Below are 7,529 nucleotides of genomic sequence, written 5' to 3' on the forward strand. Positions count from 1 at the left end.
ATGCGCGATATTCCCGGCGTTTACGTAGGCGGCACGAACGGCATGAACCAAAAAATTTACATGAGGGGCGTGAGCGACCGCGGCCTAAATATCACGATCGACGGCGCGAAGCAAAACGGAAATACCTTTCACCACAACGCAGACCTCCTGATCGACCCTGATCTAATCAAGGCCATCGACGTTGAGGTCGGATCGCGCTCTGTGGTAAACGGCGCTGGGGCTCTGGGCGGTTCGGTAGCCTTTAGGACGGTGGACGCTAGAGACCTGCTGGAAGAGGGCGAAATCATCGGCGCCAAAATCAAAACGGGCTACGCCTCAAATAACGACGAATTTTCGCAAGGACTCACGGTGTTTACCGTGCCAGTCGAGGGGCTTGACTTTTTAGCTGCGATAAATCACAAAGGCTACGACTACGGCAAGAGCGGCAACGGTAAGAAAATCGGCGGCGACGGTAACGATCTTAGCTATCTTCTTAAGCTCGGATATAGCTTTTTAGACGCGCACAGGATATCACTCTCTCACGAACACAACCACTACAAGGGACTTTATCCGTTGAGGGCGGAGTTTGGCAGCTGGCATAGCGCCGATGCCGACCGTAAATACGAGCGCGATACGACGACGTTAAAGTACGAATTTACGCCGAGCGAACTGCTAAATCTCGACGTAACGGCGTATCATACGAAGCATCAGAGAGTCGACGGTAGCAAATGGGGCGTAAAAACTAGAGGCCTAAGCGCGAAAGCAAAAACCGCGATAGAGACGGGCGACGTGATGCAGACGCTAAGATACGGCGTGGAGTACTACCGCAGCGAGAACTTTAACAAGCCGCAAAATAACCGCCCCGAAAAAGTAAACAACTACTCGTTTTACTTAGAGGATGCGATCAAATTTGCGGGACTTACCGTGACTCCTGGCATCAGATACGAGCGTCACGAGTTAAAGACCTATAACGGCACGGGCGCAAATATCGGCGGGTACAAATACAAATTTGACGAATTTACGCCGGCTTTGGCGCTTGATTACGAGTTTATGAAAGGGCTTGGAGTATTTGCCAGCTACGCTAAAGTGTTTAGGGGGCCTGATGTAATGGAGTCTATGCTAGCTAGCGGCGCTAGTAGGGGTACGGCGCTAGGATACAGAGCAAACCCTGATCTAAAGGCCACTACGGGCGATAGCTACGAGATCGGCGGACGCTACAAGGGCGAGTTTAGCGAAACGGGACACGTTAGCTTCGTAGCTAAATACTTTAAAACCAAATACAAAAATCTAATCGTAGATAATAACGCAGCGGGCGGGCGTGTAAATCCGGTGCTTTATAGGATTAACGCAGGCGGCGCGGATATCGACGGCGTTGAGCTTTTAGCGAGACTAAACCTCGACGCGCTAAGCCTAGGCGCTAGCTATACTCATCAAAAAGTAAGATATAAAGACCGCGTAAGAAACGGCAGCGGCGGCTACTACACGTCAAATATCATCGGCTACCGCGATCAGGGCGACAAGTACACCTTTAACGCCGAGTATTCGATAAACGCTATCGACACGCTTGTTGGTTATAACCTTATTTATTTTGCTTCTAAAGACACGACGAGTGCTGGCAACGACGCGGCCGTGCATATCCCGAGCTACGCCGTGAGCGACGTCTATCTCACTTATGCGCCAAGCGGCGGTAAATTTAAAGGACTTGAGATAAACGCTGGCGTTTATAACGTATTTAACAAAGCCTATGTCTCGCACTCTCAAAGAATGGCTGAATACACGGGCGATGCAAACGCGATCGACTGGGAGCCGGGCAGAAACTTTAAGGTTAACGTCTCTTATAAATTTTAATTTTACTCCAAACTCGCGCTTCAAGGGGCTTAAATCTAAGCCCCCGTTTTCTACTTTTTATAAATTTACTCAAATCTAGCGTTGTTTCTTTTGTTATTTAAGGTAAAAAGATTGTTGCTTTAAATGCGCTCAAATTTACGTGCTTTAGCTAAGCGAGTAAAATTTACCGCATATCGCAAAGGCAAATTTGCGGAGTTAAATTTATAAGCGTCGGGCGTCAAATTTAACGGGTAGTTTTAAATTTGCATTTTCAAGATGCGGGTTTTTCGGGGAGTAAATTTATAAGCAAAAAAGCGAGCCGAATTTGACTCGCCTTAGTAAATTTAACGCCAAATTTAAAGGCGTTAAATTTGATGTTTTATATTAGCGTTTTCTGCCCATTCTTTTTAGGTTGTCGCATGCGGAGGTGTCGCCGCTAAAGCACGCCGAGCGGTAGATGCTTCTAGCTTTTGACTCGTCCTGCGATACGCCTAGGCCGTGCTCGTATAGTACCGCCGTGTTCGTGCAGCAAGGCACGTCGCCTAGTTTGCAGCCTCTATCGTAGGCCGACATGGCGTTTACGTAGTCGGGCTCCTTGCCGTCGGCGTTTGAGCGGTAAAACTCGCCCAGATAGTAGCAAGAGTACGCGCCGCCGTTTGCGCAAGAGGCGTTGTAGATTTCAAGGGCTTTGTTTGCGTCTCTGCTTACGCCAAGCCCCGTTTGATACATGTTGGCAAGGTTTGTGCAAGCGGGCTGATAGTTGTTGCCGCACGCTCTTTCGTAGTATTTTATAGCTGTTTTGTGATCTTGTAGGTTTTGATAGCTGATGGCAAGATCGTTGCACGCGGAGTAGTTGCCGCTTTCGCATTTTGGTTTTAACACGCCTATGGCACGCTTGTTAAAGTCATAGTCCGGGTTGTCGCTAGAGAAGCTACCGCCGCCGCTTGAAGCCGCGCATCCTACAAACAAAAGCCCGATCAAGGCAAGAAGTAAATTTCTCATTTTTTATCCTTTCCGTAGTTTTAAAATTGTCCAAAGAGGTCGTTTAACGCTTCGCTGATGCTAGGATGGGTGAAAATCTGATTTTTAAAGAAATCAGCGCCCGCCCCTAGGGTCATCGCGATGGCAATCTCGTTGATAAGCTCGTTTGCATAAACGCAGTGAAACGCCGCGCCCAAAATTTTGCCGCTTTTTGCATCAACAATCGCTTTTAAAAATCCCGTTTCGTTGCCGACTACCTTTGCGCCGGGGACTGCTGCTAGCGCTAGTTTTAGGACTTTAAAGTCTAAATTTTGAGCCGTCGCTCGTTTCTCGTTTAGCCCGATGCTAGCTAGCGGAGTCTCGGTAAAAAGCGTACTGGCGTGAGGCGAGCGGTTTAGCGTGCTGCGTTTGCCCGTGCCAAAAAGCTTGTCAAAGACGATGCGAAAATCATCTAAGCTCGTGTAGGTAAAAAGCTCGCCGCCACGAACGTCGCCTACTGCGTAGATATGCGGCTGGGCGGTTTGCAAAAACTCGTTTACAAGCACGTTTCCTTTGGTGTCCGTTTGTACGCCCGCCGCGCTTAAATTTAGCTCCGCAGTCGCTGCCGCTCGTCCGGTCGCTAGCAAAAACGCGTCCGCTTCAAGGCATTTCGTCTCGCCGTTTTGGGTAAAAATTAGCGCGCAATCTTTTAAATTTTTAACTTCGCAACCCTCTAAAATTTCGATCCCTTGCGTCTGTAGTAGCGCTTTTACGCTCTCTTTTACGTCCTCGTCCTCGTTTTTTAGCACGCCCGAGCGAGCTATGATAGTGACTTTTGAGCCAAACTCGGCAAACATCGAGGCAAACTCAAGCCCGATGTATCCGCCGCCCACGACTACTAGGTGCTTTGGAAGCGTTTTTAGGCTTAAAATCCCCGTGCTGTCGTAAGCAAAATTTGAACTAACCTCAAAGCTTGGTTTTTCATTAACCGAGCCCGTATTTATAACGATAGTAGGCGCGGTAAGTACGCTTTTTGCGCCGTCAGGGGACGTGACTTCGACGCTGTTTTTATCCATAAATTTAGCCGTGCCGTTTATCACGTCGATGTTTGCGTTGCCGTCAAGCATAGCGAAATTTTTAGCTCTAAGCGCGGAGACGAGAGCGTCTTTTTTCTCGATGCTAAGCGTGAAGTATTCGCCCGCGACGTTGTTATTTACGTATTGCGCTTCTTTACTTAAATTTACTAGCTTTTTTGTCGGGATGCAGCCGACGTTTATGCATGTTCCGCCGTACATCTGCGCCGATTTTTCGATCACGGCGACCTTTTTGCCTAAATTTGCGGCTTTTACGGCGAGAGTTTTGCCTGCTTTGCCAAAGCCGATGACGATGATATCGTAGTTTTTCATATGTTTTTTCCTAGTATGTAGTGCGTAGTTTCATTTACTTTTTTTATGTTTATCTTGTTTTTTTCAGCCCAGTTTTCGATCACGTTTAGCGCACCCGGCGTTTTGCCCGCATTTTTTATCTTAAATACGTCCTCGCTGCCGCTCATCGCGACAAAGCCGCCGAGCGGTTTTAGGTGGTCGTTTAGCGTGATAATGCTGCTTAAATTTAACCCGTCGCAGTTGTTTAGGATGCGCTTAACCTGCGCGGCGGTCGCGTCGTTTTCGTTGTAGCCTAGTTGGTTTAAAAGAGCTGAAATTTCCATATTTTTCCTTTCTAGTTTATGCTTTTTTGACTTACTAAAACGCCCTCAATGAGCTTTTTTATATCGCCGTCTAGTATCGCGTCGGTTTGGCTGTACGCTTCGCCGCTGCGGTTGTCTTTAACCTGCTGATACGGGAAAAGTACGTATGAGCGGATCTGGTGACCCCAGCCGATCTCGCTTTTTTCGATACTGCCGGCGGCCTCTTGCTGTTTCATTAGCTCTAGCTCGTAAAGGCGCGATTTTAACATTTTCATCGCGGTGGCCTTGTTTTTGTGCTGGCTGCGGTCGTTTTGACACTGCACGACGATGCCGGTGGGTGCGTGAGTGATGCGTACGGCGGACTCGGTTTTGTTTACGTGCTGACCGCCCGCTCCGCCTGCGCGGTAGGTGTCGATTTTTAGGTCTTTTTCGTCAATTTCTATCTCGATGTCTTCATCGATCTCCGGGCTTACCATCACGCTAGTAAAGCTCGTGTGTCGGCGACCCGCACTATCAAACGGGCTGGTTCGTACTAAGCGGTGGATACCGTTTTCGGCCTTTAGATAGCCGTAAGCGTTTACGCCTTTAACGATAAAGCTCACGTCTTTTAGTCCTGCTTCTTCGCCTTCTTGGAAGTCCAGGGTTTCGACCTTAAAGCCCTCGCGCTCGCAAAAGCGCAGATACATGCGGTATAGCATGCTAGCCCAGTCGTTACTCTCCGTACCGCCCGCACCCGGGTGGATGGTGACGATGGCGTTTTTGCCGTCGTCCTCGCCGCTAAGCAGCATAGAAATCTCTAAATTTACTATCTTATCCTCTAACTCGCCAGCCTCGGCAAAGAGCGAATTTATCGTCTCTTCGTCGTTTTCCGAGTTGGCTAGCTCGTATAGATCCTTTGCGTCGTCTACGGCGCTTTTGGCGTTTAGGAAGTTATTTAAGATATTTGAAATTTTCGTTTTTTCCTTGCCGATGGCGCTTGCTTTTGCGATGTCTTGCCAGAAATTTTGATCGTTTTCCAGCTCCTCGATCTCTTTTAGGCGAGCTTTGATACTCTCGGGCTTTACGACGCCCGCGATATTTTCTACTTTCGTGTTTAGGGTTTTTAGAAGTTCCGTGTATTCGTAATTATCCAAAATTTAAGACCTTTTTTGTGCTTTTTGGCGTGATTATAACATATTTGTAAGAGTAAAGATAAAATTTGCTATAATCGCGCGTTAAAATTAAACATAAAGAAGAGAAAATGCAAATTTTAAAAACAGCAGAACAGCTGCGAGATTTCGTCGCGGCAAATCCCGAAAATATCGGCTTCGTACCCACTATGGGCGCACTTCACGACGGACACGCTAGCCTCATAGAAAAGTGCGTAGCAGAAAACAAAACCGCGATCGTTTCGACCTTCGTAAACCCGGCACAGTTTTTAGCCGGCGAGGACTTTGAGGACTATCCGAAAAATGAACAAAACGACGCTAAAATTTGCGAGGAGCTGGGCGTGCATGCGATGTTTGTGCCTGAGGCTAGGGAGCTATATTTTGATACCGAGCCGCTAATCAGCGCGCCTGAAAATTTAGCAAGCGTGCTCGAGGGTAAGACTCGCCCGGGACACTTTGACGGCGTGCTTCGCGTGCTAAATAAGCTATTTAATCTAACAAACGCAAAGCGCGTCTATATGGGCAAAAAGGACGCGCAGCAGCTACTCATCGTGCGTAATTTCGTAAAGACCTGTTTTTTAAATTTAGAGATCGTGCCTTGCGAGATCGTCCGCGCGCCCGACGGACTGGCGCTTAGCTCGCGAAACGCCTACCTGGACGAAGGGCAAAAGCTAGAGGCGCTTAAGCTTTCGCATTCGCTTAAAAAAGCTTCAAATTTGATCGCGGCCGGCGAGCTAAGCGCACAAACGATAAAAGGCGAGATGCTACAAACCCTAGAGCCGCTAAACGTCGACTACGTCGCGATCGTGGATAGAAATTTAAACGAAATCTCGCTAATAGAGCCAAACAACACCATCATCCTAGTCGCCGCGTACGTGGGCAAAACGCGTCTAATAGACAATCTGTGGGTATAAGATGGGCAAACTTCACTTAGTATCCTTAGGCTGTAACAAAAATCTGGTGGATTCTGAAATCATGCTCGGACGCCTCTCAAACTACGAGATCACGCCCGACGTCGCCTCTGCCGACGTCATCATCGTAAATACCTGCGGTTTTATCAACTCGGCGAAAGAAGAAAGCATCCGAGCGATCCTAGATATGCACGAAGCGCGTAAAAAAGGCTCTTTGCTCGTGGTCACGGGCTGCCTCATGCAGCGCTACCGCGAGGAGCTGATGAAGGAGCTGCCCGAGGTCGATCTATTTACCGGCGTCGGAGACTACGACAAGATCGACGAGATCATCCTAAAAAAGCAAAATTTATTTAGCCCCGAAACCTACCTGCAAGCAAGCGAAGAGCGCGTGATAACGGGCTCAAACTACCACGCCTATATCAAAATTTCGGAAGGCTGTAATCAAAAATGCAGCTTTTGTGCGATCCCGACCTTTAAAGGCAAGCTAAAATCCCGTGCGCTCGAAAACATCGTAGACGAAGTGCAAAAGCTCGTAAAAAAGGGCTACTATGACTTTAGCTTCCTTTCGCAGGACAGCAGCTCGTATATGCGCGATTACGCGGTTAGCGACGGACTCATCTCTCTCATCGACGCGGTCGAAAAGATCGAGGGCGTCAAAACCGCGCGCATACTCTATCTCTATCCGAGCACGACCTCAAACGCGCTAGTGGGGCGCATCATCGCCTCGCCCGTGTTTGTGAACTACTTTGACATGCCGATCCAGCACGCCAGCGACAAGATGCTAAAAATCATGAGGCGCGGAAGCGGCGCGGCGCGGATCAAAGAGCTTTTAAATTTGATGAAAAAGGCACCCGATGCATTTTTGCGAACGGGCGTTATCGTCGGACACCCTGGCGAGAGCGAAGCGGAATTTGACGAGCTTTGCGCATTTTTGCAGGAGTTTAAATTTGACCGCGTTTCGGCGTTTGCATATTCGAAAGAGGAGGACACGCTCTCATACGAGATGGAGCAGGTGCC

7 protein-coding genes are annotated in these 7,529 nt (G+C 48.5%); 3 read left to right on the forward strand and 4 right to left on the reverse strand.

Annotated elements, in window-relative coordinates:
* Positions 1 to 1,827: TonB-dependent receptor domain-containing protein (locus tag ACTTJF_RS09620; RefSeq protein WP_442551774.1), on the forward strand; the 1,827-nt coding region annotated here is incomplete at its 5' end.
* A gap of 363 nt (positions 1,828 to 2,190) precedes the next feature.
* On the opposite strand, the gene ACTTJF_RS09625 is transcribed toward ACTTJF_RS09620, so the two are convergent.
* Genes ACTTJF_RS09625 through prfB form a run of 4 tightly spaced genes read right to left on the reverse strand, consistent with a single transcriptional unit; the run spans position 2,191 to position 5,586 of the window.
* The gene (locus ACTTJF_RS09625) at positions 2,191 to 2,808 is read right to left on the reverse strand and encodes a tetratricopeptide repeat protein (protein WP_442551775.1); all 618 of its coding nucleotides are present in this window, start codon (positions 2,806 to 2,808) and stop codon (positions 2,191 to 2,193) included.
* A 20-nt stretch (positions 2,809 to 2,828) separates the two neighbouring features.
* Positions 2,829 to 4,172, reverse strand: coding sequence for an FAD-dependent oxidoreductase (locus ACTTJF_RS09630; RefSeq protein ID WP_442551776.1), 1,344 nt, complete (start codon positions 4,170 to 4,172; stop codon positions 2,829 to 2,831).
* Positions 4,169 to 4,474, reverse strand: a complete 306-nt coding sequence (locus ACTTJF_RS09635) for a type II secretion system protein (RefSeq protein WP_314988918.1) — start codon at positions 4,472 to 4,474, stop codon at positions 4,169 to 4,171. The genes ACTTJF_RS09630 and ACTTJF_RS09635 overlap by 4 nt, the downstream gene beginning before the upstream one ends.
* Positions 4,475 to 4,485: 11 nt before the next feature.
* A complete protein-coding gene (prfB, locus tag ACTTJF_RS09640; RefSeq protein WP_442551777.1) occupies positions 4,486 to 5,586 on the reverse strand; it encodes a peptide chain release factor 2 in 1,101 nt (366 codons plus the stop codon).
* Positions 5,587 to 5,693: 107 nt separating this feature from the next.
* Between prfB and panC the strand changes: the two genes are divergently transcribed.
* Positions 5,694 to 6,515, forward strand: coding sequence for a pantoate--beta-alanine ligase (gene panC / locus ACTTJF_RS09645; protein ID WP_442551778.1), 822 nt, complete (start codon positions 5,694 to 5,696; stop codon positions 6,513 to 6,515).
* Between the two features lies 1 nt (position 6,516).
* Positions 6,517 to 7,529: MiaB/RimO family radical SAM methylthiotransferase (locus ACTTJF_RS09650; protein ID WP_442551779.1), on the forward strand; the 1,013-nt coding region annotated here is incomplete at its 3' end.

The organism is Campylobacter sp., assembly GCF_052170435.1.
In the GTDB taxonomy this organism is placed as follows: Bacteria; Campylobacterota; Campylobacteria; order Campylobacterales; family Campylobacteraceae; genus Campylobacter_A.

Excerpts from the sequence above, each read along its gene's own strand:
- ACTTJF_RS09625 (WP_442551775.1), bottom strand. The coding sequence starts at position 2,808 with ATGAGAAATTTACTTCTTGCCTTGATCGGGCTTTTGTTTGTAGGATGC.
- ACTTJF_RS09630 (WP_442551776.1), bottom strand. The coding sequence starts at position 4,172 with ATGAAAAACTACGATATCATCGTCATCGGCTTTGGCAAAGCAGGCAAA.
- ACTTJF_RS09635 (WP_314988918.1), bottom strand. The coding sequence starts at position 4,474 with ATGGAAATTTCAGCTCTTTTAAACCAACTAGGCTACAACGAAAACGAC.
- panC (WP_442551778.1), top strand. The coding sequence starts at position 5,694 with ATGCAAATTTTAAAAACAGCAGAACAGCTGCGAGATTTCGTCGCGGCA.